We start from the raw sequence: 24,582 nt of genomic DNA, 5'->3' as shown, positions 1-24,582 counted from the left end.
CCTCGCCCGGACCCCGGCTCACCGTGCGCCTCGCGTGGCGAGCCCCGACCCCGACAACAGATCCGACAGCGAGGTGATCAGTTCGGTGGGGACGTTCCACTCGAAGACCCCACACCCCGACGGGGTGTCGGGTCCGATCATGCCGCGCACGAAGTGATACTGGACCGGACCCAGATGCTCGGCCGGATCGTATCCCGGCAGTCGCCATCGCAGATACCGGTGCAGCGCAACCGAATACAGCAAGGCCTGCAGCGGGTAGTGAGAACGGATCATCTCGCCGGCCATCGCCGGAGCCGAGAAATCGGTTGCGTGCAGGTCGCCGGGACGTAGCCGGTTGGTCTTGTAGTCGACGATCACGAAGCGCCCCTGCGGTGTTCGGAGCACCGAATCGATGCTTCCGGTGAGGAAGCCGCGGAGCGTTCTGGCGGGCAGTGCCCCGAGAATGCCGGCATAGTCACGCAGCAGGTCGTCGTCGGGCAACATCCGTGCCATCAACGCGGCGATCTCGGAGAGTGCCGCCGCCCCGTCGGCGTCGCCCAGCGGAAGCTCGAAGTCGAGTTCGGCCAGCCGATCGCGCGGCGGGACACTCCACAGGTCTCCGAAACCGAGCGGCGTCGTCAGCACCGCCTCGAGGGCGGTGGTCAGCGATTCGGCGTCCACCGACAGTGCGTATCGCGCCGCCGACCGGGCGCAGAGATCGCGCACATGGGCGTGGCGATCCGGCGCCGCGGTGTCGACGTATTCGAGGACTTCGTGCACGAGCGTCCCGAACGCCGCACCGAAGGGCATGCCGTTCATCAGGGACATACCGGCGTCGTCTGCCGCCCCGCCGGTCCCGGTATCGATGGCGTCGGCGACGCCACCGGGATCCGTCGGCTCGTCAACGATGACCTCGGCCTCGGGTTCGCTTCCGGCATCCGGGGTTTCGGCGGCCGGACCGTGCGCGGCGCCGGCGATGATGGCCGAATACGAGGTGCGCTGCCAGGAGGTGTCGATCTTCCCGCCGAAGATCGCCGCCGACAGTTCCGCCGGTTCGGTACCGTCGGTGCCCGACTCCCAGCGACCCGGGTCCGCGCCGACCGCGCGTTCGACGCTGATCGCCGAGGTGCCGGCACCCAGCTGGGTCAGCCGGGCCGCGCATTCCGCCGGTTCGGGCACGGGGACCGTCTCCGGGATGTCGGTGCCCGGAGCGAGATATCCCGGTGCACGGCCGAATACGAGGCGATGCAATGCCGAATGCGATGTCCCCTGCGACGGTGCCCACCACATCACGACCTGCGACGCGGCCCGGGTGAGCGCGACATACAGTTTCCGCAGATCCTCCCCCGACTCCTCGGAGATGCTGCGGCGCAAACGTTGCGACCGTCCGGTGGTGTCGGGTCCACCGACGTCGAGAAACCGCGTCTGGTTCTCGTCGTGGAAGCGGAACGTCTTCGGAGACGGTACCCGCGCGCCATCCCAGCCGAACGGGACGTACACGATCGGGAACGCGAGTCCCTTGCTGGCATGCACCGTCATGATCTGCACAACGTGGGTGTCCCGGTCCAGGCGCCGCGTCTGCTCGTCGGATCGCCGCCACCGCGACACATCCTCGATACGATCGGCCAGCCATTCCTGCACCGACGACAGACCGCAATCGTTCTCCACCACATGCCGGTTGCAGACCGTGGCCACCTGCATCAGGTCGGTCAACGCACGCTCACCGTCGGCGGTGGCGAGCACCCTGGCCGCCACTCGCCGGTCACCGAGCACCCGCTGCACCAGTGCGGCGAAGCCACCGATGTCGAATACCTTTGCCAGGTCCGACAATTGGGCCGCCAACTCGGTCAGTGCGTCGTCGCTCGCGTCGGCGAGTTCTTCGGGTGTCCAGCCGATCAACGGGGTCATCGTGGCCAGCGCCACCCGGTCGGTCCGCGACGGCGACTCGATCGCCCGGATCAGCCACAACCAGTGCCGCGCGCTCATCGTGGAGAAGACGCTGGTCCCGGTGCCGACCACCGATCCGACGCCGTGATCGGCCAACGCGCGCTGCAGCGGCTCGATCGTCTTGTTGGCCACCACCAGGATCGCGATGTCACCCGGATGCACCGGCCGGGTGTGCCCGTCGACGGTGAGTTCGGTACCCGACGAGAGCAGTCGGGTGATGTCGGCTGCGACATCGGCGATCACGGCATCGCGAATCGCGCCCACCGGTGCGAATCCGCCGCGGCCGCGCACCGGGAAGTCGTCGACGTCGAACCAGCGCACCCGCAGCGGGGTCGCCCCCGGCCCGCGCAGGCGACTGCCCGGATGTGCCGATTCCACCGGATACACGGTGATCTGCGAACTGCCCAGGTTGGCACCGCCGTACACCCGGTACAGCGCGGTGACGAGGTCACCGTCGGTACGCCAGTTGTTCTCGAGGGCGCGACGCTCGTCGGCCACCGCGACCGCATCGAGGTAGCTGAGCACCTCGGCACCGCGAAAGGCGTAGATCGACTGTTTGGGGTCCCCGACCAGCACCAGCGGCTTGTGTCCGTGGAAGCAGCGCCGCAGGATCTCCCATTGGAAGGGGTCGGTGTCCTGGAACTCGTCGACGAGGACCAGACCGAATGCGTCGCGGATGCGAGCGCATGCGTCGTCGCCGACATGGGTGTCGGTGACGATGGAATACAGGATCATCTGGAGGTCGTCGTAGGTGCGCACCCGCGCAACCCGTTTGCGTTCGTCGACGATGTCGCGGACCCGGTTGCAGAAGCGGACCCGGCGGGCCGCGATGCGGTCATCGGCGTCGGCGTTCTCCCCCACCGGATCCGACGGTGCCAGTGCCACACCGGGATTGCGGACGGCGTCCTTCGCGATGACGATGGCGTCGTCGAGGCCGAAGACCGGTTCGTCCGCGTCGCGGACGAACCCCTGAAAGTACAGATCGCGGGCGGCGTCATCGACGAGATCGTCGACGTCCTCGACGATCTCGTAGATCAGTTCCCGCTCACCGAGGAATCCGAGGGCCTCGAGCATGCGATTGCAGAAGGTGTGCGTCGTGGCGATGGTGGAGGCGTCGAAATCCGACAGTGCCCGGGTGAGTCGGTCACGGCGGGACGCGACGTCGGCCGGATCGCCGGTCAGCAGCATCCGCAGCAGCGGGTCGGTGCCGGGGTCGGCCTCGGTGTCGGTGGTGGCCGCCGGACTCATCGCCTCGGCGACGCGCCACAATCGGCTGCGCATCCGCTCCCGCAATTCCGCTGTCGCCGAACGACTGAACGTGACGAGGAGCAGTTCGTCGATGGCCACCCCCTCGGCGATGTGACGGGCCGCGATGTCGACGATCGCGTAGGTCTTGCCGGTGCCGGCGCTGGCCTCCACGACCGTGGTCTTACCGCCGACGCCCTCGACGATGTCGAAGGCGAGCGGGGCCCGCGTCCCGGCCTCGGCCATTGCCGTGTCCGGGAATTCCTCGGGGTGCGATGTCATCGGATCACCTCGTGGGCCAGCAGTGGTTCCCAGATCCGGGTGGCCAGCGCGCCGAACATCGGCTCGCCGGGTACCAGACCGATCGCCGACCACCGCCGATCGTCGGGAATGGGCACCTCGGTGAGCGCGTCGAATCCCACCGCGGTGGTGACGTCGTCACCGTAGGCGAGTCGGATGTACGGATCGGCCTGCGCGCCGAAGCGATAGTCGAACTTCGCTTCCGCCGCGCGGCGCGCGATCTCCGCCGAGCTGCCCCGCACACACTTCTCGGCGTATGCCAGACCGGGATCGAGCGGGACGGGCAACGGCACGCACAATCCGAGGCGATAGATCGCGATCAGGTCGGCGAGTACCGCGGTCGGATCGTCGGGGACCCGCAGGTTCACCTCCGTCACGTGGGATGACTTGCGGTCGGCACGTCCGATGACGACCGCCGTGCGGATTCTCTCGCCACTCGGCGCGGACTGCTGCTGCTGCGCTGACGTCGTCGCGAGCAGCCGTATCCATGCGGCGAGGCGTTGCTTCGCCCGGATCTTGGAGTAGGTCGCCTCGATGATGTTCTCGCCGTGGACATCCGGCACACTGCCGTGCAGCCGGCCGCCGTCAGGCAGGTCGAGCACCACATCGCGGGTGCCGCCCGACCCGGTGCGCAGCCCGGCCGCCACCCGATGCACGTTGCCCACCTGCTGCGAGATGCGGATCAGTTCGCGGCGCCCGAACTCGATGGGCGGCAGACTCCCCCGGCGCATCTCGGCCATCTGGGCGGTGCGCAGGTCCACGCCCGCGAGTGTCTGACGTAGCAGTCGGTCGCCGATGGCCCATTCGTCGAGGCCGGCGACGGCCACGTCGAGCCGGTCGGAGTCCTCGGCGTCGTCGTCCGGCAGCCGGGCACCGAGACGCTGCCGGATGAACCCCTCGATCGGATTCCCGAAAAAGGCGGTGAGCGAACCGAGTTCGATGTCGGCGGACACCGATTCCGAGTCGGCGGGCATGGTGATGTCGGCGACCCGTGCGGGGGCGTGATGGTCACCGCCGACCGCCCGCGCCCCGGCGAGCAGGGCGGTGTCATAGCCGAATGGTCCGTCGACGCCGTCGAACGCACCGGGCGTGAAGTTGCGGGCGTCGAAACCGTGCAGCGGGTGCCGGCAGATCACCGCGTCGGGTTCGGTGCCGGTCAATGCCGCGACGACCTCGGTGAGTTCGCTGACCACCACCGCCGGCGGTACCCGAGTACCGCGCACCGGGTCGGCCCCGGTGTAGAAGACGAGAAGGTGTTCTTGAGCGGCGTTGACGGCGTCGAGAAACAGTTGCCGATCCTCGTCGCGGGGTTGCCGTTCACCGAGCATCGGCACCCGGCCGAGGACGTCGTCGCCGTCGATCCGCAATGCGCGCGGAAACGCATCGGTGTCGATGCCGAGCAGCACGACGACCTGATGAGGCACCGACCGCATCGGTACCAGGGTGCACACCGTCAACTCACCGGTACGGAAGTTCGCGCGCGTCGGCCGTCCCGCGATCATCGTCGCCACGAGATCCCGCACATCCGACAGCCGCAGCACCCGCGACGAGGTGTCGGATTCCGGATCGGCACCGTCACCCAGGGATTCGGTGAGCGCCCGGGTTGCTGCCGCCGTCTGCCACTCCTCGCCGGGGGCGGTTGCCGTGAGGGTGGCGACGATGTCGAGGAGCGCCGCCGCCCACGTGGCGGCCGGCGCGCTTTCGGCCATGCGGGCGAGCAGATCCCCGAGCCGGTCGACGAATTCGGCGAGCCGTCCGACGAGATCGATCTGGGTACTCTCCAGTCCCTCCATCGGGAGCGCGGTTCCCAACCACAGGCCCTCACCCGCACCGGCGACCACGCCCAGGGCGATGCGGTCCAGACCCACGTCGAAGGTGCCCTGCGCCAATCCGGCCAACCCGAATCGGGCGCGCTGGGTGTCGTCGATCCCCCATCGGATACCCGTGCGCGACAACCATTCCCGTACCCATTCCAGGTCGTCGTCGGTCATCTCGAACCGTTGGGACACCGGCTCGAGGGCGAGCAGGTCGGCGACGTCGCCGGCGCTCACCCGGCCGGCGGCCAGTTCCACGACACGGGCGACGACGTCGAGGATCGGATTGACGTGGCGCAGTCCGCGGTCGGCCAGCCGGACGCGGAGCGCGGATGCGGGGTGGTCGAGCCCGGGCTGGCCGAAGACGCCGCGGATCAGCGGCGCGAAGGTCTCGACGTCGGGACACATGATGATGACGTCGCGCGGCTGCAGGGAGGCGTCGGCGTCGAACAGGTGCAGGAGCCGGTCACGCAGCGCCTCCACCTGGCGTTCGGGCCCGTGGCAGGCATGCACCTCGACGGAGGTGTCCGGGGCCAGGGCGCCCGACCGGTCACGCGGGTCGGTGTCGTCGCGAATGCCCTCCTGTACCGCCGCCAGGACCGAGGTGGGCGAGGCCGTCGGCTCGGCAGGCGCATGGTGGATGTCGGCGTCGAGGTCACCCATGATGCGCAGTTGCAGTTCCTGCACATCGCGGGACAGACCGGCCAGCAGGGGATTTCGCAGTGTGGGCGGCGTCCAGGAGGCGCGGCGCCGGTCGGTTGGTGCCGGTTGCGACGCGATCGCCTCCCACAGCGCGGGTCCGGGATGCGGGATGAACAGATGGACGTCGCGGTGGACCGCGAGGGCCGCGGCGACCCGCCGGAAGGATTCGGTCACCCGGGTCGGCCCGAACACCGACAGCCGTTCGGGCAGGTCGGTCGTGGTCGCGTCGGCAGCCAGGTGCTCGCACACCGCGTCGAGCGCTTCGACCGGATGGGCGGCACCGATCCGTGAGCGCACCTCACGCCAGAACCGGGGTTGCCAGGTCATGTCGTCGGGCAACCGCTGTCCCGAGCCGTCGGTGTCGTCACCCGACGCCCAGCCGGTGAGCATTCCCGGACGGTGACGCGCGTACCGCTCGAAGAGGTCGGCGATGTGACGGGCCGTCGCATACCGGCGACCCACCCGCGGGTCGTCGGCCCGGGCGTCGGGTCCCAGGCCGACGTGGCGCGCGAGGACACGCAGCGCCGGATCGGTGATCAGATCGTCGAGGACGTCGAGAACCGGCCACACCAGCGAGCCCGGCTGCCAGAGGCCGGTGGCGGTGGACTCCGCTCCCGACGTCGTCACCTGCTCGATGACGAGGTCGGTGAGGGCAGCCGGTGAGGAGAAGTCGATGTTGGCGGCGATCCCGTCGGCAGCGATTCGGTCGGCACTGATTCCGTCGGCTCCGGAGACGCCCAGTCGCGTCGCCAGTCGTTGCGACAGCCACCGCTCCACGCCACGCGCCGGGACCGCCACCACCTCGGTGCGCATGGGGTCGGCCAGCGGGGTGGTCAGCACCTGCCCCAGCGCATCGGCGAGGACATCGGTGCGTTCGGCGCGGTGCAGGGTCAGCATCGAGGAACCCGGATCAGGCCTGGGGCCGCAGCGCCGGTAGTTCCCCGCGGTGCGCCTCGAGGACGGCCCGCGCCGTGGGCGGGATGGGGGTGGGTGCGCCGCTCTCCCGATCCATGGCCACCATCGTGGTCCGGGCCAGCGCGACCAGGGTGCCGTCGGCGGCGGCCATCGTCGCGCCGATCGTGTACGACGACGTGCCCAGGCGCGTGATGGCCAGGCGCACGCGCACCGGATCGACGCTGTAGAGCAGCGGCGCGCGGAACTCGATGTCCTGGCGTACCACCAGCAGCGGCACCCGGTCGACGCCGGCCGGAAACCACCGGGAGAACGCCCGTACGCGGGCCTCTTCGAGCAGCCGCGCAAACTGCACATTATTCACGTGAGAGTTGATATCCATGTCGCCCCAACGCAATTGGAGCTCGATCTCCACCGGACCGACATCGGACTGGTCGGCCACGGGAGCACGGCTGCCGCCGGAGACGGCGGCGGTGGAGGACTGTTCTGGAGCCACGAGTGGCAAGCCTATCGGTTCGGACCGACATCACCGCGGCCCGGACCGGACGCCGATCTCATGGCCCGACACGCGGGCCGACAATCGGCGACGGACACCCCGATCAGTCCGTACACTCGACATCCATCAGAGCACCCGCCGCTCCGCATCGCGGCCGGGGTTCTGACAGGTGAGTGCAGTGGGGTCGAGGCATTGGGGGCCGGGTGATCGTCGAGACATCGCGGATGCTGTTGCGTCCGGTCGATCGTCGCGACGTCGATCACCTCGTCCGACTCGACAGCGATCCCGAGGTGATGCGTTTCGTGACCGGCGGAACGGCCACGCCCCGATCGACCATCGAGGGCTTCGTGGTTCCGCGCGCCGAGGCCGAGTTGCAGACCGGGCGTGGCGGAATCTGGACGGCGACCGATCGACGGTACGGGGAGTTCCTCGGCTGGGTGTCGCTGCGCGCCCCGCGGCATTCGGTGCAGCCCGAACTCGAACTCAGCTACCGTCTGCGACGCGAGTACTGGGGTCGCGGCCTGGCCACCGAGGCCGCCCGCGTCGTCACCGATGTCGCCTTCGCCGAGTTCGACGCGCAACGCCTGTTCGCGAGCACCACCGCGACACACGCCTCGTCGCGGCGGGTGATGGAGAAACTCGGCATGCGGATGTGCGCGCGCGACGCCTGCACCGATCCCGCGGGTGCCGGCGAACCGGAGGTCGAATACGAAATGCTGCGGCGGCACTGGGAGATCAGCGGCGCGCGGTACGGCGCCGCGACCGACCTCACCGCGTGAGCGGACACGCCCTCGCCGCCTTCGCCGCCTCACCGAGACCGATCGTCGCGCGGGGACTACCGTAGAGATGCGTTGCACACGCACGCCCACAATCGAGAAGGAGACGTTCTCGGATGAGCAGCCCCACCCCTTCGGCGCGTCCACAAGTCGTCATCATCGGCTCCGGTTTCGGCGGTCTCTTCGCCGCTCAGCGGCTGGCCAAGGTCGATGTCGACGTCACGCTCATCGCCAAGACGACGCACCACCTCTTCCAGCCGATGCTGTACCAGGTCGCGACCGGCATCGTCGCCGAGGGCGAGATCGCACCGGCCACCCGTGTGGTGCTGCGCAAGCAGAAGAACACCAAGGTGCTCATGGGTGATGTCTTCGAGATCAATCTCGAGGCGCAGACCGTGACGTCACGTCTGCTCGAGCGCGTCACGGTGACCCCGTACGACAAGCTCATCATCGCCGCCGGCGCCGACCAGTCGTATTTCGGCAACGATCACTTCGCCGAGTACGCGCCCGGCATGAAGACCATCGACCACGCCCTCGAACTGCGCGGCCGCATCCTCGGGGCCTTCGAGCAGGCCGAACTGTCCGACGATCCGGCCGAGCGGGCCAAGCTGCTGACCTTCGTGGTGGTCGGCGCGGGCCCCACCGGTGTCGAACTCGCCGGGCAGATCGCGGAGATGAGCGACAAGACCCTCAAGGGGGCCTTCCGCAACATCGATCCGACCGAGGCCCGCGTCATCCTGCTCGACGCCGCGCCCGCGGTGCTCCCGCCGTTCGGTCCGAAACTCGGCGGCAAGGCGGCGGCCCGGCTGGAGAAGATGGGCGTCGAGATCCAGTTGAACGCGATGGTCGTCGACCTCGATTACGACGGTCTGACCGTCAAGGAGAAGGACGGCACCACCCGCCGCATCGAATCCCAGTGCAAGGTGTGGTCGGCGGGTGTGCAGGCCAGCCCGCTGGGCAAGCAACTGGCCGAGCAGTCCGGTGTGGAACTCGACCGCGCCGGCCGGGTCAAGGTGGGCCCCGACCTGTCCATCCCCGGCAACCCCGATGTGTTCGTCGTCGGCGACATGATGGCCGTCGACGGCGTGCCCGGTGTCGCCCAGGGCGCCATCCAGGGCGGGCGGTATGCCGCCGACGCGATCAAGGCGGAGCTCAAGGGACAGACGCCGGATCAGCGCAAGCCGTTCAGCTATTTCGACAAGGGATCGATGGCGACGATCTCCCGTTTCAGCGCGGTCATGCAGGTGCCGATCCCGGGCACCAAGAAGAAGTTCGAGACCGAGGGCTACTTCGCGTGGCTCGGCTGGCTGGCGCTGCACCTGGTGTACCTGGTCGGTTTCCGCAACCGGCTGAACACGATCGTCAACTGGTTCTTCGCGTTCTCCACGCGTGGTCGTACCCAGCTCGCCGTCACCGAGCAGCAGGTCTACGCGCGGACCGCGATCGGGCAGCTGTCGGAACTGGAGAAGAAATCGATCCCCGAGGTGGAGGCCGAATCGGTGGGCGCCGAGGACCCCGCCCCGGACGGCGACAAGACCGCCGAGGCCAGCTGACCCCGGTCGGCCTCAGCTGATCGCGAGCGCTGCGACATCGAGGATGTCGCAGCGCTCGCGCGCTTGTGCGAGGGTGCTTGCCAGGGCCGTGGTGAGGGTCCCGGCGTCATCGGCCAACGCCAGTCGCGCCGCGAAGTGCGCGGCATCGACCGCATCCGGAGAAGTGTCCGGTCGCCGGAACACGCTGGTCAGTGCGTGGCATCCGGCTGCGGCGGCGGTGGAGCCGGCGCCCAGCGCCACCCCGTGTCGAAGGATCGGCCTGCCGTCGACGTCGACGTTCAGCGTGCCGCGCCACCTGCCGCGCTCGTCGTCGGGATGCCGATGGGCGGAGCGACCGATCTGGATGTGCTCGTGCACATCGACGATCGCGTCGCCGGCGGCGATGACGTCGATACGCGAACGATGATCGGCGCCACCGGCGATCACCGTCGGTTGCGGGTCGAGGCGCAACCGCGCTCCCGCGCCCACCTCGATGTGCCAGTGCGACGTCGAATCGGCCCGATCGGCGGCCGGCAACGCGATGGTCGCGGCCACCGAACCCAGATCCAGCGAGGCACCGTCGGCCACCCGCACGACGATCTCGATGTGATCACCACCCAGCGGTGTCGCGGCCGCCCCCACCAGGTGGGCGGCATGGCGGCCGGTTTGCCGCACCGCGAGTGCACCGGAACACCGTGTCCGCAACGACCGCGCCGGGTCGGCGATGATCTCGACGTCGGTGCGCACTATCCGGTGACCGGCACGGCGAGTTGGGCACGCACCCAGGCCAACACGTCGGTGGCCGCGGGGTCGTCGGTGAGCGAGATCATCGCGGTGGGGCGGCCGTCACGGACCTTGTCGGCGTCGCGTCGCATCACCCCGAGGTCGGCGCCCACCCGCGAGGCGAGGTCGGTCTTGTTGATCACCAACAGGTCCGAGTAAGTCACGCCGGGCCCACCTTTGCGGGGGACCTTGTCGCCGCCGGCGACGTCGATGACGAAGATCTGCACGTCGATCAGGCCGGTGGAGAAGGTGGCGGTGAGGTTGTCGCCGCCGGACTCGACGAGAATCAGATCCAGCGGTGGGTTGGCGGCCACCAGATCGTCGATGGCGTCGAGGTTGGCGGTGATGTCGTCACGGATCGCGGTGTGCGGGCAGCCCCCGGTCTGCACGGCGGTGATGCGTTCGTCGGGCAGCACGGCGTTGCGCCGCAGGAAGTCGGCGTCCTCGGTGGTGTAGATGTCGTTGGTGAGGACGGCCAGTGACAGTTCGTCGCGCAGTTGCCGGCACAACGCGGCCACCAGGGCGGTCTTCCCAGAGCCGACCGGGCCGCCGATCCCGATGCGCAGCGCCTCGCCGGGTTCGCGGTGGCGCCGCGGCCGGTCGTGGGTGTGGTCGTGCGGTTCACCGTCGATCAGATGCGGGGGCATGGGAGGTTCCTCTCCGGATAGGATTGTGGGACAACGTTTCTCAGGACGAAAATGTCAGAACGGGGGTCAGGACATGAACAGCGGCATGCCGCGACGCTCATGGCGTTCGGCGAAGACGTCGAGGATCGGATCCGACAGGTCGGCCAGTCCGATCGCGGCCTGCGCGGCGATGTTCTCGCAGTCGGCACCGAGGTCGGCGATCATCAGTGCGACATCGGCGGGGTCGAGGGCCAGCAACCGTTGCCCGGCGGTCGCCGCGCCACTGACGGTGGTGTAGACGAGTACCAGCGCGGTGTGGAAACCGGAGAGACCCGATGCGGCTCCCACCGATCCACTGATGACCGGTAGATGTGTCGTCGGGGTGTGCTCGCCCCAGTCGAGGTTCGGCCACATCCGCCGGGCCAACCGCGCCATCCCCCGGCCCTGTGCGAGCGACGCCTTGCGGGCGGCCGCCGACGGCGTGCGGGCGTCGGTCTCACCTTGTGCGGCAGGCACATCCAGCGCACCGTCGGCGACGGCGGCCGCGATCGACGCCGACACCAGACCGGTGGTGACCAGCCGACGATGCAGGAATGCGGCGAGATCGTCGACGCCCCGGATGAAGCCGTCGGCAATGGCCTGTTCCACCCCACCCGAGTGCACATGCCCGCCCACCGGCAGCCGGGAATCGGCCAGTGTGAGCATCATCGCCAGCGGCGACGCGCCACGCGCGCGGGGATCGGTCTGCGTCATCGGTGACCCTCAGAACAGGAAATATCGTTGGGCCATCGGCAGTTCGGCGACCGGTTGCGCCTCCCACACCTCACCGTCGACGCGGACGGTGAAGGTGTCGGGGTCGACCTCGATGGTCGGCATCGCCGAGTTACCGGGCATGTCGGCCTTGCCGATCGACCGGGTGTTCTTCACCGGTGCCAGGCGACGGCGGATACCGATACGGTCGGCGAGATCGTCGTCCACGCCGGGGGCGACGAAGCTGATCGACGTGTCGGCGGCCACCGGAGGCGCCGCTCCGAACATGGGGCGCGGCAACACCGGCTGCGGTGTCGGGATGGAGGCGTTGGCGTCACCCATCTGCGCCCAGGCGATGGCGCCGCCCTTGATCACCAGATCGGGTTTGATGCCGAAGAAGGCCGGGTCCCACAGCACCAGATCGGCGAGCTTGCCGATCTCGACCGAGCCGATCTCGTCGTCGAATCCGTGTGCCACCGCCGGACAGATCGTGTACTTGGCGACGTAGCGCTGCGCGCGGTGGTTGTCCGCGCGGCCATCGCCCTCCAGGGAGCCGCGTTTGCGTTTCATCACGTGGGCGGTCTGCCAGGTGCGCAGCACCACCTCGCCGATGCGGCCCATCGCCTGGGCATCGGAGCCGATCATCGAGATCGCCCCGAGGTCGTGCAGCAGGTCCTCGGCGGCGATCGTCGACGGCCGAATCCGACTCTCGGCGAACGCAAGGTCTTCGGGCACGGTCGGATTCAGGTGATGACACACCATCAGCATGTCGAGGTGCTCGTCGAGGGTGTTGACGGTGTGCGGGCGGGTCGGGTTGGTGGAGCTCGGCAGCACGTTCGGGGCCGCCGCCACGGTGATGATGTCGGGCGCGTGACCGCCACCGGCACCTTCGGTGTGATACGCGTGAATGCTGCGGCCGGCGATGGCACCCAGGGTGGATTCGACGAATCCCGCCTCGTTGAGGGTGTCGGAGTGCAGCGCCACCTGGACGCCGGTCTCGTCGGCCACCCGCAGACAGGCGTCGATCGCCGCCGGGGTACTCCCCCAGTCCTCGTGCAGCTTGAATCCCGAAGCGCCGGCCCGGATCTGCTCACGCATCGCCTCGGCGCTGACGGTGTTGCCCTTGCCGAGCAGGGCGATGTTGAGCGGCCAGTGATCGGTGGCCGCGAGGATCGAGGCGAGGTGCCAGGCGCCGGGGGTGACCGTGGTGGCCTTGGAACCCTCCGCCGGCCCGGTACCGCCACCGATCAGGGTGGTGATGCCGTTGCCGAGGGCCTCGTCCATGATCTGCGGGCAGATGAAGTGGACGTGGCAGTCGATGCCGCCGGCGGTGATGATCTTGCCGTTGCCCGCGATGATCTCGGTCGATGCCCCGATGACCAGATCGGGATGCACCCCGTCCATCGTGTCGGGGTTACCGGCCTTACCCATCGCGACGATGCGGCCATCGCGAATTCCCAGGTCCGCCTTGATGATTCCCCAATGGTCGAGGATCACCACACCGGTGATGACGGTGTCGGGGGCGCCCTGCGCGCGGGTGGCGCGGCTCTGTCCCATCGATTCCCGGATGACCTTGCCGCCACCGAAGACGGCTTCGTCGCCGGCGAGCCCGGGGCCGCCACTGCGGTCCTCGGTGACCTCGATCAGCAGATCGGTGTCGGCCAGCCGGATCAGGTCCCCGGTGGTCGGGCCGAACAATTGCGCGTACCGGTCGCGTCCCAGAATCGCCATGTCAGTCGACCTTTCCGGGTGCGTCGAGGGAGATCCCGTACACCTCACGGGATCCGCCGAGTGGTACCAGCGTCACCGTCATCTCGATGCCCGGCTCGAATCGGACCGCGGTGCCGGCCGGGATGTCGAGGCGCCGACCGCGCGCCCGCTCGCGATCGAAGGCCAGCGCGGCATTGGCCTGCGGGAAATGCACGTGGCTGCCGACCTGGACCGGACGGTCACCCTCGTTGATGACCGACAGCACCACCGCGTCGGCCCCCTCGTTGAGTTCGATGGTTCCCTCGGCGGCGATCACCTCGCCGGGTATGACCGCAGATCTGTTCTCCGACATCGCTTTCCTGTCCTGGGCTTTCTGTCCTGGGGAGGGATGGTTCGGCAAAGAGTGAGGAGCCGCGGCTCAGCCGATCGGATGGTGCACGGTGACGAGTTTGGTGCCGTCCGGGAAGGTCGCCTCGACCTGGACGTCGTGCAGCATCTCCGGGATGCCGTCCATGACGTCGTCGCGGCCGAGGACCTCGCGTCCACTCGACATCAGCTCGGCCACCGACCGACCGTCGCGGGCACCCTCGAGAACGTGATCGGTGATGATCGCCACCGCTTCGGGATGATTGAGTTTGAGCCCGCGACCCTGCCGGCGGCGGGCGAGTTCGGCGGCGTAGGAGATGAGCAGACGTTCCTGCTCATGTGGCGACAGTCGCACCGGTCCCTCTCTATCGTCTCGTCCTCTGGCGTCTCCCCGCGGTGACCCGACATCATCGGGGATCGCCGGTCTCGCCATCCTGCCACGGCCGAAGGCCGACGGCGCGGCAAGTGAACGCCGCTCAGTCGGACCGGAGTGCTCCCCCACCGGCGGCCAGGTCGTCGAGCCGGTCGATCGTGCACAGCGGGGCGATCGTCGCGACCTCGTCGGCCGCGAACGCGCGCGCGGCCAGTCCCCGTCGGATGACCAGGGCCAACGACATCGCGGTGGCGGGTTCGTCGACGACATCACCCGATCGCCGCTCGAAGTACGCCTGCAGCCGGGTCGCCGCCGCGGGCATCGCCGAGCGGAAGAACCCGGTCACGGCCAGCCACCGCGTCACCAGATGTCCCGGATGCATGTCCCAGCCCTGATAGAAGCCCCGCTCCAGGGATCGGGTGACGAGGCGGTGGTGGCGACGCAACGCGGCGTCGATCTGCTCGGGTGTGCCGGTGGGCATCACCTGCGTCGAGCCGTCGCTGACCCACACCCCGGTCTGCGCGGCGGCCACCTGCATGACCGCCTTCGCGTGATCGGCCACCGGATGTTCCAGCGACTGCTGGGCCGAGACGATTCCACATGCCGCGCTGTAATCGTAAGTGCCGTAATGTAATCCGACGACGCGCGGCGTTCCTCGATGGATCGCCTCGGCGACGGTGGCACGTCCGTCCGGACCGAGGATCGCCTGCGGGATCTCGACCTGCAACTCCACCTTCAGCGCCCCCTCGGTCAGTCCGTGGGCGTGTTCGAAGCCGGCGCACATCACCGACACCGCGTCGACCTGCCGGACGTCGCGCAGCTTCGGGATGGTGATGACGAAACCCGGGGGCACACCGCCCGCGCCGTCGAGCACCCGTTCCAGGCTCCGGATTCCGCGTCCGCGTTCGGCGGCGCCGAGCCCCTTGGCGCGCACGCCCGCGATACGCGGCGCGTACGGCCGGCGTTTCACCCAGTCGGCCAGGATCGTCCCGGCCCGGGTGGCGTCGGCGTCCTCGGCGGCGTCGCTGCGCCACCCGTATCCGTCCTCGAGATCGATGCGCAGATCCTCGATCGGGTTCTCGATCAGACGCGCATGGGCGATGGCGCGGACATCGTCGGTGGCCAGGTCGGCCACGACGGGCGAGGACTCGAGACGCCCGGCGGCGGCGGCCCATCGCTCGGGGGTGTCGACGTCGACGTCGGCGGCGCTGACATAGACGGTGTGGGCGGGCTGGATCTCGTCACGGTCACCGGGGAACAGGCGCGCCAGGTCGGCATCGACCGGCGTCAGGATCTCCTCGATGGCGGCGCGGGCCGAGGCGTCGAGGCCGTTCGATGTGTCGCTCACCCGGCGACCGCACCGTCGGGGATCTCGATGTTCTGCAGCCGGACCTGGCTGCGGGCCAGCAGTCGATCGGCGTCGTCGAACATCTCGACCGCCCACAGTTGCTGGCGTCGGCCGCGATGGATGGGTGCCGACCGCGCGGTCACGGTGCCCTCGCTGATCGACCGCAGGAAATCGGTGTTGTTGTTGACGCCGACCGCGGTGCCGCCGATGCCCGACTCCTGCAGCCACACGTAGGCGCTCATGCTCGCGACACTTTCGGCGACCGCACAGTAGACACCGCCGTGCACGATGCCGAAGGGCTGATGATGTCGCGGATCGAGCGAGAGGGTGGCCACCAGGCCGTCGGGTCCGACGCTCTCGATCACGGTTCCCAGCACCCCGTCGAGGCCGCGGGATCCGGCCGCCTTCACGTAATCCTCGTTGTTCACGGTCATCGGACAAGAGTGTCATGAGCCGGGTGGGGGCGCGTCGCACGCGCCACCAAGAGGGCCCCGGGGAACCGATAGGCCCCACATCTCGTTCGAGATGTGGGGCCTACCGTTGCGTGGACCGGGGGTCTCTGCAGCCCTCAGGACTCTCGCGCGGTCCAACGTGTACTTAATGTAGGCTAGCCTTACCAACGGTGTCAAGCGGTTGGGGAATATCCGTGGGAAGCACCACGTCAACAACCACTGGAGACCACACCGTCGGCGCACCGGGCACGCCGATGACCTGGGCAGAGAAGCCGGATGCGGCATCGAGGAGAATCGGCAGTAAAATGCGAAAGATGAATGGCTTGGGAGACCTGGAGCGGGCGGTCATGGACACGCTGTGGGCCACTCCCACCCCTCAGACCGTGCGCCAGGTTCATGCCACCCTGTCGGAGAGCCGGTCGTTGGCCTACACGACGGTGATGACCGTCCTGCAGCGCCTCGCCAAGAAGAATCTGGTCACCCAGATCCGTGAGGACCGCGCCCACAAGTACGTCCCCACCCATCCCCGCGAGGACCTCGTGGCGTCGCTGATGGTGGACGCCCTCAGCGAGGCCGACGCCCCCGGATCACGCCACGCCGCGCTGGTGTCGTTCGTGGGTCGCGTCGGGGCCGACGAAGCCGCCGCCCTGCGATCGGCGCTCGATGAACTCGAAGCCGCACGCAACCCGGAGATCACACGCTAGATTTCTTTCGGGGCGCTCAGCACCCCACCGCACCGCCCGCACAGCCCAACCGCGAGGACAGCCATCGATGACCGCCCTGCTCTTCGGCATCATGACATTGCTGTTGGTCGGTCCTGTGCCGGAATGGCTGTCGCGGTCGGCGTGGCCGATCCGGGCGCCCCGTGCCGCGATGACGTTGTGGCAGGCCATCGCCCTGGCCGCGGTGCTGTCGGCGTTCAGTTGTGGTCTGGCGATCGCGGCGAATCTCCTGGCCCCCGGGCCGGACGGCACCCCCACCACGCACCCGGTTCATGAGATCGAACGACTCGGCCTCCCCCTGTGGTTGCTCTACGTCGGTGTCTTTGCGCTGACGCTGCTCATCGGCGCCCGGTTGTTCTTCACGACCATCCGGGTCGGGCTGCGCACACGCGCCCGCCGGTCCACCCACCGGCAGCTGATCGACATCCTCGACCGCTGCGATCGCTCCGATCACACGCATCCGCTCTTCGCGCGTGACATCCGGATGCTCGATGTCCAGGAGCCGCTCGCCTACTGTCTGCCGGGCCTGCGTCAGCGCGTCGTCCTCAGCGAGGGCGTCGTCGCCCGCCTGAGCCGCGACGAACTTGTCGCCGTCATCGCGCATGAACGTGCGCACTTGCGCGCCCGCCACGACCTCGTCCTCGAGGCCTTCATCGCACTGCACGAGGCGTTCCCCCGGTTCGTCCGCAGCAGTTCCGCCCTCGACGCCGTCAAACTCCTCGTCGAGGCGCTCGCCGACGATCAGGCGGTCCGCGCCACCACTCCCACGACCCTCGGCCGCGCGTTGGTGGCCTGCGCCGACGCGGTCGCTCCCCGCGGTGCGATGGCCGTCGGCGGACCGACCACGCTGGCCCGGGTGCACCGGCTGCGGCATGGGCGGCCCACCCCGCTCATCGTCATCGCCGCCTATGCCGGCGCCGCGGCGATTCTGGTGATCCCGACGCTCGCCGTCGCGATCCCGTGGCTCACCGAGATCAGCCGGCTGCTCACCGCGCACCGCTGATCCATACAGCGGTGATCTCCGATAGCGGCACGGTCACCGCCGCGTTCGCCAACTGACCACTTCCGAGGCGTCCTTCCGCCGGTCGAGGCGCGAGGAGCCCCCTGGGGCGACGAGCCTCGAGACCTGGTGAGGCGCAGCTGGTGCATGCGTTGGGTTTTCGGCTTGCGAGGTCTCGATACGCGACGAGCTCGCTTCGCTCGCGCGACGCACTCGACCGGCGGGGGGCGACGCATTCGACCGGCGGGGGGCGGCGCATCCGACCGGCGCGGGGCCCGACGCCCGATTCCCGGATCGGACCCGCGACCATGCGCGCGCACCACCGTCCGGACCGACACCATAGGGTGGAGACATGACAAACACCGCCTCGACCTCCCCCACCGCCAAGGCCCAGATCGGTGTCACCGGCCTGGCCGTGATGGGCTCCAACATCGCCCGCAACTTCGCGCACAAGGGCTACACGGTTGCCCTGCACAACCGCAGCATCGCCAAGACCGACGCACTGTTGGCCGAGCACGGCAGCGAGGGGTCGTTCATCCGGTCGGAGACGATCGCCGAATTCGTCGATGCGCTCGAGAAGCCGCGCCGGGTACTCATCATGGTCAAGGCCGGTGACCCCACCGACGCCGTCATCAACGAACTCGCCGACGCCATGGAACCCGGCGACATCATCATCGACGGCGGCAACTCGCTCTACACCGACACCATCCGCCGCGAGAAGGCGATGGCCGACCGTGGGCTGCACTTCGTCGGGGCCGGCATCTCCGGCGGTGAGGAGGGCGCACTCAACGGCCCGTCGATCATGCCGGGCGGCCCGGCCGAATCCTACAAATCCCTCGGGCCGCTCCTCGAGTCGATCTCCGCGCACGTCGACGGCGAGCCCTGCTGCACGCACATCGGGCCCGACGGCAGCGGCCACTTCGTCAAGATGGTCCACAACGGTATCGAGTACGCCGACATGCAGTTGATCGGTGAGGCCTACGACCTCATGCGGCGCGTGCTCGATCTGCCGGTGGCCGACATCGCCGACGTGTTCGCCCAGTGGAACACCGGCGATCTCGAGAGCTACCTGATCGAGATCACCGCGCAGGTGCTCGCACAGACCGACGCCGACACCGGCAAGCCCCTCGTCGACGTCATCGTCGACGAGGCCGGCCAGAAGGGCACCGGGCGCTGGACCGTGAAGTCCGCCCTGGACCTCGGCATTCCGACGACGGGTATCGCCGAGGCGGTCTTCGCCCGCGCACTGTCGAGCTCGTCGGGTCAGCGCAAACAGGCCCAGGGCCTCGCCGGTGGCACCGCGGGCACCGCACCCGCCGACAAGGACGCGTTCGTCGACGACATCCGGGCCGCCCTGTACGCCTCCAAGGTGGTCGCGTACGCGCAGGGATTCGACCAGATCTCCGCGGGCAGCAAGGAATACGACTGGAACGTCGATCGCGGATCACTGGCCACGATCTGGCGTGGTGGCTGCATCATCCGCGCGAAGTTCCTCAACCGGATTCGCGACGCCTACGCCGACAACCCCGACCTGCCCAGCCTGCTCCTCGACCCGTACTTCCGCGACGCCGTCGAATCCGGGGTCGATGCGTGGCGTCGTGTGGTGTCCACCGCCGCCCTGATGGGAGTCCCGGTGCCGGCCTTCGCGTCCTCGCTGTCCTACTACGACGGCTTGCGCAGCGAACGCCTCCCCGCCGCCCTCACCCAGGGACTGCGCGACTACTTCGGTGCGCACACCTACCAGCGGATCGACAAGCCGGGCACCTTCCACACCCTGTGGGGCGGCGACCGCACCGAGGTCGAGCAGTAGGTCTGCCCGAAAGCCCCGACGTGCGATTCCTGGACGGTCATCAACGGACCCACGACCTGACCTACAACGACGTGTTCGTCGTCCCGAACCGTTCGGACGTCACGTCCCGGTTCGACGTCGACCTGTCGACGCGGGACGGTTCCGGCGCCACCGTGCCGATCATCTCGGCGAACATGACGGCGGTGACCGGTAAGCGGATGGCCGAGACACTCGCACGTCGGGGCGGACTCGCCGTGCTGCCCCAGGACCTGCCGACCGCGGCGGCCGCCGAGTCCATCGAGTTCGTCAAGTCCCGTGACCTCGTGGCCGACACCCCGGTGGTGCTCACCACCGAGGACTCGGTGTCCGACGCGCTGGCCCTACTGCACAAACGCGCCCACGGCGCAGCCGTCGTCGTCCGCGACAAGGTGCCGGTCGGCGTGGTCACCGAATCCGGATGCGCCGATGTGGACCGGTTCGCGCGGGTCCGCGACGTCCTCGATCCACTCGTCGTCACCCTCCCGATCCACACCCCGCCCCGCGAGATCTTCGATGCGCTCACCGACGTCCACCAATCGCTGGCCGTGCTCACCCACACCGACGGCACCCTGGCCGGGGTCCTCACCGCGGTCGGTGCGCTGCGGCACGGGGTGTACCGACCCAACGTCGATGCCGCCGGCAAGCTCCGGATAGCCGCGGCCGTCGGAATCAACGGTGACGTCGCCGCCAAGGCCAAGGGACTCGTCGCGGCCGGTGCCGACCTCCTGGTCATCGACACCGCCCACGGACATCAGGAGCGGATGATCTCGGCTCTCGAATCGGTCGCCGCGGCCGACCTCGGGGTACCCATCGTCGCCGGGAACGTGGTCACCGCCGAGGGCACCGTCGACCTGATCGAGGCGGGCGCGACGATCGTGAAGGTCGGGGTCGGTCCCGGTGCGATGTGCACCACCCGGATGATGACCGGCGTCGGCCGCCCGCAGTTCTCCGCGGTGGCCGACTGTGCCGAGGCCGCCCGCGCGCGTGGTGCCCATGTCTGGGCCGACGGCGGTGTCCGCCATCCCCGGGATGTGGCGCTGGCCCTGGCCGCCGGGGCGTCGAACGTGATGATCGGCTCCTGGTTCGCCGGCACCTACGAGGCCCCCGGCGATCTCCACCACGACGCCCGGGGCGCCTTCAAGGTCAGCTTCGGCATGGCCTCCAAACGCGCGGTGGCCGCCCGCTCGAGTTCGGACAACGCCTACGACCGGGCCCGCAAGAGTCTGTTCGAGGAAGGCATCTCCTCCTCGCGGATCCCCCTCGATCCGGAACGGCCCAGCGTCGAGGATCTCGTCGACCACATCTGTGCCGGGGTGCGCAGCACCGCGACCTACGCCGGTGCCCGCAGCATCGCCGAACTCCACGAACGGGTGGTGCTCGGCGTGCAGTCCCCCGCCGGTTTCGCCGAGGGCCGGCCGCTTCCGGGCGGGTGGTGATCGGCGGGTGCAGATCGTTCTCTACATCGCCGGACTGGTGGGGTTCGTCGCCCTCACCCTCGGCACCGCGCTGTTCGTGGCGGCCGAGTTCTCACTGACCGCACTGGAACGGTCGGCCATCGACTCCGACGTCGACAAGCGCGGCGATCGGCGGTCGAGGATGGTGCAGCGTGCCCATCGCACGCTCTCCTTCCAGCTGTCCGGGGCGCAACTGGGCATCACGATCACCACCCTGGTGACCGGTTACATCGCCGAACCGGTCCTCGCCCAGCTGTTCACCCCAGCGCTGCAGGCCGCCGGTCTCGGCGCCGGATGGTCGACGGGAATCGCCCTGGCGCTGTCGCTGATCATCGCGACGTCGCTGTCGATGGTGCTCGGTGAACTGGTGCCGAAGAATCTGGCCATCGCTCATCCGCTGTCGGTGGCCCGTTTCACCGCCGGTCCGATGACCGGCTTCTCCGCGATCTTCCGGCCGATGATCACCGGACTCAACGGCGCCGCGAACTGGCTGGTCCGGCGTCTCGGAATCGAACCCGCCGAGGAACTGCGGTCGGGTCGGTCACCGCAGGAACTGGCGTCATTGGTCCGCAACTCGGCACGCCAGGGTGCCATCGATCAGGACACCGCGACGCTCGTCGACCGATCGCTGCGGTTCGGTGACCTGACCGCGGAGGATCTGATGACGCCGCGGGTCACCGTCGAATGCCTCGAACGCACCGACACCGTGCGTGACCTCATCATCGCGTGCGCCCGCACCGGTCATTCCCGATTCCCCATCGTCGACGACGGCAGTCTCGACGAGCTCATCGGTGTCGTGCACATCAAACAGGCCTTCACCATCGCGCCCGACGAGCAGACCACCACTTCGCTCGCGTCGATAGCGCGAGCGGTGACCCGCGTACCGGTCAGCCTCGACGGTGACGCGCTGATGGAACAGATCCGGGCCGACGGGATGGAACTCGGTGTCGTCATCGACGAATACGGCGGTGCGGCGGGCATCGTCACCACCGAGGACCTCATCGAAGAGATCCTGGGCGATGTCACCGACGAACACGACTTCGAGCATCCCGATGTCGCCGCCGACGGCGACGGCTTCCTGTGCGCGGGCCTGCTGCGCACCGACGAACTGTTCGATGCCACCGGATACCGGGCGCCCGAGGGCTCGTTCGACACCCTGGGCGGCCTGGTGATGTTCGTCCTGGGACGCATCCCCGAGGTCGGCGACAGCGTCGAACTCCCCGCGCGGACACCGTCGACCGACGACGAGGACGACACCGACGGCGACGAGTTCGATCCGGATTCGCAGACGAGATGGCGTGCCACCGTCACGCAGATGGACGGCCGCCGGGTCGACGTCGTCTCACTGCAACCGCTGTCCGACGACGAACCGACAACCACGGAACCGACGACCACGGAGACGCGATGAACGACATCTGGGCGATCGTCCTCGCCGTCGCACTGCTCGCCGGGAACGCCTTCTTCGTCGGTGCCGAGTTCTCCCTCATCTCCGCGCGGCGCGACCGCCTCGAGGCCCTCGCCGACGAGGGCAAGTCGCGGGCCCGCACGGTCATCCGCGCCGGCGAACACCTGTCGCTGATGTTGGCCGCCGCACAGTTGGGCATCACGATCTGCTCGATCCTGCTCGGCCGGGTCGCCGAACCCGCGGTGGCCCACCTCATCGAGGGACCGCTGCACCTCGCACACGTCCCCGAGTCCCTGCTGCACCCGATCGCCTTCGCCGTCGCACTGGCGCTCGTGGTGGTCCTGCACATCCTGCTCGGCGAGATGGTGCCCAAGAACATCGCGCTGGCCGGCCCCGAGACCTCGGCGATGCTCCTGGTGCCGATCCATCTGCGTTTCATCACGATCGCCCGCCCGCTGGTCGCGTTCTACAACTGGCTGGCCAACATCACCCTGCGGGCGCTGCGGGTGGAACCCAAGGACGAACTCGATTCGACGGTGTCGCCGGTCGAACTGGCGCAGATGCTCGGCGAGTCGCGGGAGGAGGGGCTGATCGACGCCGAGGAGCACGCGCGTCTGGACCGTGCGCTGCGTTCGGTGACCCGCAGTGTCTCCGAGGTGCTGATACCGCTGGACCGGATGCGCAGCGTCGACGTCGAACGCGATCCGGTGACCGGCGGTACCGGTCCCCGTCTCGGCTCGGTGGAACGGGCCGTCAGCGACACCGGTTTCTCCCGGTTCCCGGTGCGCAGCATCGACGGAACCTACACCGGGTACCTGCACCTGAAGGACGTCCTCGACGACATTCTCGACGACAGTGTCGGACCCGACACGATCATCGGCATCGACAAGATCCGCCCGCTACCGGTGATCGCGGCCGACGCCCCGATCGACGAGGCGACGGCGACGCTTCGTCGCACGAGTTCACATCTGGGTGCCGTCGTCGACGACAGCGGCCGGACCATCGGGATCGTCGCCCTGGCCGATCTGGTCGAGGAGTTCGTCGGCACCGTCCGCGACGAAACGCATCGGGTGTGACCCGTCATGACCCGGATCCCGTCATGACCCTCACCGCGGTGAACACGGTTCTCACCACGCCGGAGTGGCAGGCACGGCGGGAGGCACACGAACGTCGCGTCGAGGAGATCATCGGCGACTACCTGCGCGCCCGGCGACGGGGCCACAAACATCCCGTCCTCGACTTCCTGTTCACCTACTACTCGTCCCGCCCGTCCCACGTCACGCGGTGGCATCCCGGCTTCGGGGTCACCCTGCAGATCGACGACACCCACACCGGCAGGGACCGGGCCCGCGAGTATCTGGGGCTGCGGGGCTATCACCGGGTACCCGACGGAGTCACCGTCGATCCGGCGTACCTGCGGCAACGCGCGCGGGCCGTCGAGTCGGCGGACACACTCCTGGCCCGCACCGCCGCCCGCCCCGCCCGGATGGGCTGCTTCGGTCTGCACGAGTGGGCGATGGTCTACCGCACCGACGACACCCGCCACGCCTACCCGCTACGGCTGGGCGCCACCGGCACCGACGCCGTCGTCGAATCGATGCCGTTGCGCTGCACCCACTTCGACGCGTTCCGGTTCTTCACCGACGCCGCCCGGCCCCGCAACGAGATCTCGCTGACACCGTCGGATCGCCTGGAGCGGGACCAGCCCGGCTGCCTGCACGCGACGATGGATCTGTACCGCACCTGCTTCACATTGGCACCGCTGCTCGACGCGCGACTGACCGTGTCGGCGTTCGAGATCGCCCGCGACGCACGCGAACTCGACATGCGCGCCAGCCCCTACGATCTGAGCGCACTCGGCTATGAGCCGGTGCTGATCGAGACCCCGGCGGGCCGGGCCGCCTACGTCCGGGAGCAGACCGGGATCGCCGCGCGGGGCGCCGCTCTGCGGGCCGACATCGGTGCCGCACTCGGACAGCTGCGGTCGGTCATCGCCGCAGGCCAACGCCGTGCCGGAGGCGAAGTTCCCGGCGAGTAACATGGAAGGCCGCAAGCGCGAACC

Annotated in this window: 20 protein-coding genes; 9 read left to right on the top strand and 11 right to left on the bottom strand. The window is 68.9% G+C overall.

Annotated elements, in window-relative coordinates; all coding sequences use genetic code 11:
- Positions 1-18: 18 nt before the first annotated feature.
- The 3 genes from ABLE94_RS18500 to ABLE94_RS18490 are packed head-to-tail and all read right to left on the bottom strand — an operon-like array spanning position 19 to position 7,395.
- The gene (locus ABLE94_RS18500; RefSeq protein ID WP_348805869.1) at positions 19-3,453 is read right to left on the bottom strand and encodes a UvrD-helicase domain-containing protein; all 3,435 of its coding nucleotides are present in this window, start codon (positions 3,451-3,453) and stop codon (positions 19-21) included.
- Complete coding sequence (recC, locus tag ABLE94_RS18495; protein ID WP_348805870.1) at positions 3,450-6,884, bottom strand: exodeoxyribonuclease V subunit gamma; 3,435 nt, start codon at positions 6,882-6,884, stop codon at positions 3,450-3,452. Before recC ends, ABLE94_RS18500 begins: the two co-directional genes overlap by 4 nt.
- Positions 6,885-6,897: 13 nt before the next feature.
- Positions 6,898-7,395, bottom strand: a complete 498-nt coding sequence (locus ABLE94_RS18490) for an acyl-CoA thioesterase (RefSeq protein WP_348805871.1) — start codon at positions 7,393-7,395, stop codon at positions 6,898-6,900.
- A 203-nt stretch (positions 7,396-7,598) separates the two neighbouring features.
- Between ABLE94_RS18490 and ABLE94_RS18485 the strand changes: the two genes are divergently transcribed.
- Positions 7,599-8,174, top strand: coding sequence for a GNAT family N-acetyltransferase (locus ABLE94_RS18485; protein WP_348805872.1), 576 nt, complete (start codon positions 7,599-7,601; stop codon positions 8,172-8,174).
- Positions 8,175-8,287: 113 nt separating this feature from the next.
- Positions 8,288-9,724, top strand: coding sequence for an NAD(P)/FAD-dependent oxidoreductase (locus ABLE94_RS18480; RefSeq protein ID WP_348805873.1), 1,437 nt, complete (start codon positions 8,288-8,290; stop codon positions 9,722-9,724).
- A 12-nt stretch (positions 9,725-9,736) separates the two neighbouring features.
- Here ABLE94_RS18480 and ABLE94_RS18475 read toward each other — a convergent pair whose 3' ends face one another.
- From ABLE94_RS18475 to ABLE94_RS18440, 8 genes are all read right to left on the bottom strand, one after another.
- Positions 9,737-10,450, bottom strand: a complete 714-nt coding sequence (locus ABLE94_RS18475) for an urease accessory protein UreD (protein ID WP_348805874.1) — start codon at positions 10,448-10,450, stop codon at positions 9,737-9,739.
- Positions 10,450-11,133, bottom strand: coding sequence for an urease accessory protein UreG (ureG, locus tag ABLE94_RS18470; RefSeq protein WP_348805875.1), 684 nt, complete (start codon positions 11,131-11,133; stop codon positions 10,450-10,452). Before ureG ends, ABLE94_RS18475 begins: the two co-directional genes overlap by 1 nt.
- 66 nt (positions 11,134-11,199) lie before the next feature.
- Positions 11,200-11,865, bottom strand: coding sequence for an urease accessory protein UreF (locus ABLE94_RS18465; RefSeq protein WP_348805876.1), 666 nt, complete (start codon positions 11,863-11,865; stop codon positions 11,200-11,202).
- A 9-nt stretch (positions 11,866-11,874) separates the two neighbouring features.
- Positions 11,875-13,593, bottom strand: coding sequence for an urease subunit alpha (locus tag ABLE94_RS18460; RefSeq protein ID WP_348805877.1), 1,719 nt, complete (start codon positions 13,591-13,593; stop codon positions 11,875-11,877).
- Between the two features lies 1 nt (position 13,594).
- Positions 13,595-13,924: an urease subunit beta gene (locus tag ABLE94_RS18455; protein WP_348805878.1), complete on the bottom strand. Its 330-nt coding sequence runs from the start codon at positions 13,922-13,924 to the stop codon at positions 13,595-13,597.
- Positions 13,925-13,990: 66 nt separating this feature from the next.
- Entirely contained in the window at positions 13,991-14,293 is a 303-nt protein-coding gene (locus ABLE94_RS18450; RefSeq protein ID WP_348805879.1) for an urease subunit gamma, read from the bottom strand.
- Between the two features lie 121 nt (positions 14,294-14,414).
- Positions 14,415-15,659, bottom strand: coding sequence for a DUF6986 family protein (locus ABLE94_RS18445; RefSeq protein WP_348805880.1), 1,245 nt, complete (start codon positions 15,657-15,659; stop codon positions 14,415-14,417).
- Positions 15,656-16,093, bottom strand: coding sequence for a PaaI family thioesterase (locus tag ABLE94_RS18440; RefSeq protein WP_348805881.1), 438 nt, complete (start codon positions 16,091-16,093; stop codon positions 15,656-15,658). The genes ABLE94_RS18445 and ABLE94_RS18440 overlap by 4 nt, the downstream gene beginning before the upstream one ends.
- Before the next feature lie 323 nt (positions 16,094-16,416).
- On the opposite strand from ABLE94_RS18440, the gene ABLE94_RS18435 reads away from it, so the two are divergent.
- From ABLE94_RS18435 to ABLE94_RS18405, 7 genes are all read left to right on the top strand, one after another.
- The gene (locus ABLE94_RS18435) at positions 16,417-16,815 is read left to right on the top strand and encodes a BlaI/MecI/CopY family transcriptional regulator (RefSeq protein ID WP_348805882.1); all 399 of its coding nucleotides are present in this window, start codon (positions 16,417-16,419) and stop codon (positions 16,813-16,815) included.
- 67 nt (positions 16,816-16,882) lie between these two features.
- A complete protein-coding gene (locus ABLE94_RS18430) occupies positions 16,883-17,836 on the top strand; it encodes a M56 family metallopeptidase (RefSeq protein ID WP_348809471.1) in 954 nt (317 codons plus the stop codon).
- 349 nt (positions 17,837-18,185) lie between these two features.
- On the top strand, positions 18,186-19,643 hold the full coding sequence (gene gnd / locus ABLE94_RS18425) for an NADP-dependent phosphogluconate dehydrogenase (protein WP_348809470.1): 1,458 nt from the start codon (positions 18,186-18,188) through the stop codon (positions 19,641-19,643).
- A 20-nt stretch (positions 19,644-19,663) separates the two neighbouring features.
- Positions 19,664-21,097 (top strand): GMP reductase, encoded by a 1,434-nt coding sequence (gene guaB1, locus ABLE94_RS18420; protein WP_348805885.1) that lies wholly within the window; start codon positions 19,664-19,666, stop codon positions 21,095-21,097.
- 7 nt (positions 21,098-21,104) lie between these two features.
- A complete protein-coding gene (locus ABLE94_RS18415) occupies positions 21,105-22,523 on the top strand; it encodes a hemolysin family protein (RefSeq protein WP_348805886.1) in 1,419 nt (472 codons plus the stop codon).
- The gene (locus ABLE94_RS18410) at positions 22,520-23,596 is read left to right on the top strand and encodes a hemolysin family protein (RefSeq protein ID WP_348805887.1); all 1,077 of its coding nucleotides are present in this window, start codon (positions 22,520-22,522) and stop codon (positions 23,594-23,596) included. The genes ABLE94_RS18415 and ABLE94_RS18410 overlap by 4 nt, the downstream gene beginning before the upstream one ends.
- Before the next feature lie 23 nt (positions 23,597-23,619).
- Positions 23,620-24,558 carry a 3-methyladenine DNA glycosylase gene (locus ABLE94_RS18405; RefSeq protein WP_348805888.1) on the top strand — a complete coding sequence of 313 codons (939 nt, stop codon included), beginning with the start codon at positions 23,620-23,622 and terminating at the stop codon, positions 24,556-24,558.
- The last annotated feature ends 24 nt before the right edge of the window (positions 24,559-24,582 follow it).

This window comes from Gordonia sp. VNK1 (assembly GCF_040049135.1).
Classification (GTDB): domain Bacteria; phylum Actinomycetota; class Actinomycetes; order Mycobacteriales; family Mycobacteriaceae; genus Gordonia; species Gordonia oleivorans.
The sequence above is the reverse complement of the archived record's forward strand: the minus strand, read 5'-3'. Positions and strand labels throughout refer to the sequence as shown.

What these genes read in the sequence shown, in the direction of transcription:
- ABLE94_RS18500 (WP_348805869.1), bottom strand. Translation starts at nt 3,453, where the DNA reads ATGACATCGCACCCCGAGGAATTCCCGGACACGGCAATGGCCGAGGCC.
- recC (WP_348805870.1), bottom strand. Translation starts at nt 6,884, where the DNA reads ATGCTGACCCTGCACCGCGCCGAACGCACCGATGTCCTCGCCGATGCG.
- ABLE94_RS18480 (WP_348805873.1), top strand. Translation starts at nt 8,288, where the DNA reads ATGAGCAGCCCCACCCCTTCGGCGCGTCCACAAGTCGTCATCATCGGC.
- ureG (WP_348805875.1), bottom strand. Translation starts at nt 11,133, where the DNA reads ATGCCCCCGCATCTGATCGACGGTGAACCGCACGACCACACCCACGAC.
- ABLE94_RS18465 (WP_348805876.1), bottom strand. Translation starts at nt 11,865, where the DNA reads ATGACGCAGACCGATCCCCGCGCGCGTGGCGCGTCGCCGCTGGCGATG.
- ABLE94_RS18460 (WP_348805877.1), bottom strand. Translation starts at nt 13,593, where the DNA reads ATGGCGATTCTGGGACGCGACCGGTACGCGCAATTGTTCGGCCCGACC.
- ABLE94_RS18455 (WP_348805878.1), bottom strand. Translation starts at nt 13,924, where the DNA reads ATGTCGGAGAACAGATCTGCGGTCATACCCGGCGAGGTGATCGCCGCC.
- ABLE94_RS18440 (WP_348805881.1), bottom strand. Translation starts at nt 16,093, where the DNA reads ATGACCGTGAACAACGAGGATTACGTGAAGGCGGCCGGATCCCGCGGC.
- ABLE94_RS18435 (WP_348805882.1), top strand. Translation starts at nt 16,417, where the DNA reads ATGCGAAAGATGAATGGCTTGGGAGACCTGGAGCGGGCGGTCATGGAC.
- ABLE94_RS18430 (WP_348809471.1), top strand. Translation starts at nt 16,883, where the DNA reads ATGACCGCCCTGCTCTTCGGCATCATGACATTGCTGTTGGTCGGTCCT.
- gnd (WP_348809470.1), top strand. Translation starts at nt 18,186, where the DNA reads ATGACAAACACCGCCTCGACCTCCCCCACCGCCAAGGCCCAGATCGGT.
- ABLE94_RS18410 (WP_348805887.1), top strand. Translation starts at nt 22,520, where the DNA reads ATGAACGACATCTGGGCGATCGTCCTCGCCGTCGCACTGCTCGCCGGG.
- ABLE94_RS18405 (WP_348805888.1), top strand. Translation starts at nt 23,620, where the DNA reads ATGACCCTCACCGCGGTGAACACGGTTCTCACCACGCCGGAGTGGCAG.